General features: G+C 36.1%; 2 protein-coding genes and 1 pseudogene. 2 read left to right on the top strand and 1 reads right to left on the bottom strand.

What is annotated here, in order from left to right:
• Window positions 1–185: pseudogene (locus tag X926_RS09070) on the top strand (glycoside hydrolase family 3 C-terminal domain-containing protein); the annotation flags it as partial.
• A 257-nt stretch (window positions 186–442) separates the two neighbouring features.
• Here X926_RS09070 and X926_RS09075 read toward each other — a convergent pair.
• Window positions 443–1,693 carry a transposase gene (locus X926_RS09075; protein ID WP_103065855.1) on the bottom strand — a complete coding sequence of 417 codons (1,251 nt, stop codon included), beginning with the start codon at window positions 1,691–1,693 and terminating at the stop codon, window positions 443–445.
• A gap of 156 nt (window positions 1,694–1,849) precedes the next feature.
• On the opposite strand from X926_RS09075, the gene X926_RS10480 reads away from it, so the two are divergent.
• The coding region (locus X926_RS10480) for a sugar phosphate nucleotidyltransferase (protein WP_369973695.1) at window positions 1,850–1,905 on the top strand (56 nt) is incomplete at its 3' end.

Raw genomic sequence — 1,905 nt, forward strand, 5'->3', positions numbered from 1 at the left:
TCATCGCAGGACTACCTGAAAGATACGAATCAGAAGGGTACGATAGAGAACATATGCAGATGCCCCAAAGCCATAACAAGTTGATAGAGGAAATCACTAAGGTTCAACCAAATACGGTGGTGGTATTAAGTAATGGTGCCCCAGTTGAAATGCCTTGGGTTGATAAAGTCAAAGGGCTGTTGGAAAATTTACCCACTTCAGAAATAGGTCAAAGCAACGATTAACGAAAGGTAAAGTAAGTTAAGACAAGAAGAAAAAGAACTAAAATATTGGATAATTATCCAAAATGCTCTTTGAAAATCGAAGTAATTCTTCAAAAAATTGAAAAGTAATTAGGATTGAAGAATTTTTTAGGAAAAATAAAGACGAAAGAAGTACAGTTAATGAATAACCGTTCATTTGGGAAGTATTGAAAAGGCTTTAAATTTTCTAAAGAAAGAAGCTAAGAAGCCGTTTCATACATAAGCGTTTTAGGAGAAGATAATAAATCGTCTCTACCCATGTTGTGAGCTAAAAGAGCAGAAGCGATAAGGAAAAGGTTAGAAAGGTTGCATTCGAGTTGCACAGCGTTTGTATATTTCAAAGAAGTAGTACCGTTGTTGCTTTCTAACCTGGAAAAGATGGATTCAATGAGAGTACGTTTCTTGTAAATCTCTTTGAAGAAAGGAGACTCCCTGTTAAGGAAATGACGGAAATCATACTTTGAATAGTTTCTGTAACTATAACAGTTAGACTTACCCAAAGGACAGTTAGAAGGATCATCACAAACAAATTTGGTTCTATATATGTTTCTTTTAGTCTCAAGGTAATGGGAATGTTTAACAAGTTTTTTACCGCATTCACCTACTAACCCTTTTTTAGAAGAATTACGAAGGGGAATGAAAGCAATAGAACCAGTTTTCAAATGGACGTAATCGTAAAGATCGCTTGAATCATATGCGGCATCAGCCAAGAAGTTAAACCCACTAAGATCCAAATACTTAACAACCTTTTCCAAAAGGTCGAAAGCATAATTCTTGTCATTGGCAGAAGCAGGGGAAACCACGGTGAAGATAGGGACGTTTAGGAAAGTGATAGTATGAGCCTTGTAACCAAGATAAGACATAGCGTTCTTTGGGTTACCGTACTTATCGTAGATAGGTTTAGAATTAGAAACAGGTTTAACGCCGAAATTTGCTTCTAAAGGAGAACGATAGTACTCTTTGTAATCTTTGAATTTACCGTGACTCTTCTTGTTGTTGAAGAAAGAATTAAGGATAATGGGGTAAGAATCAGCAACAAGATAGCTAGTATCAAAGATCCCCTCTTTGATACCTTTAAGAACGGTAAAAACGATAACCTTATCCAAATAAGAAGGACCAAACTCCTTCTTAAATGAAGAGAAAGTAGCTTCAGAAGGAACGTAGTTGATAATAGGATCGAAACCGATGCATTTAGCAAAGGAAGGGTTACTCTTAAGGAAGTGAATCAACTCCCTTACTGTAAACCCCTTAACTTTCTGAACGAAGATAGCTTTAAGTAAAGCCCGACGGGAGTACCCTGTTCTGCCCATCTTATTACTGAAATCTGGGACAACGGACCAATCGATCATATCGATTAAATCAAGAAGATACTTAAATTCAGAATGTTCTTTCATATAATCAGAGTAGACGAAATCGAAGTACAGTTGAGAAGAGTTACCGTATAATGACAATTGAATGACCTCCTTACGAGATAATAAAGATATGGTATCAAATAAATTATACAGTGAGGAGGTAAAAGTACAATATTGAAGGTATTAAAAGTTAGTTACAATGGGTATTTTAGAGTTTCTGAAGACAGTATATTTGAATCTTAGGGAGGCTTTATGATGAAAGGCATAATCCTTGCGGGGGGAAATGGCACAAGACTTTCCCCAATAACAAA

The organism is Petrotoga sp. HWHPT.55.6.3 (genome assembly GCF_002895495.1).
Taxonomy (GTDB): domain Bacteria; phylum Thermotogota; class Thermotogae; order Petrotogales; family Petrotogaceae; genus Petrotoga; species Petrotoga mobilis.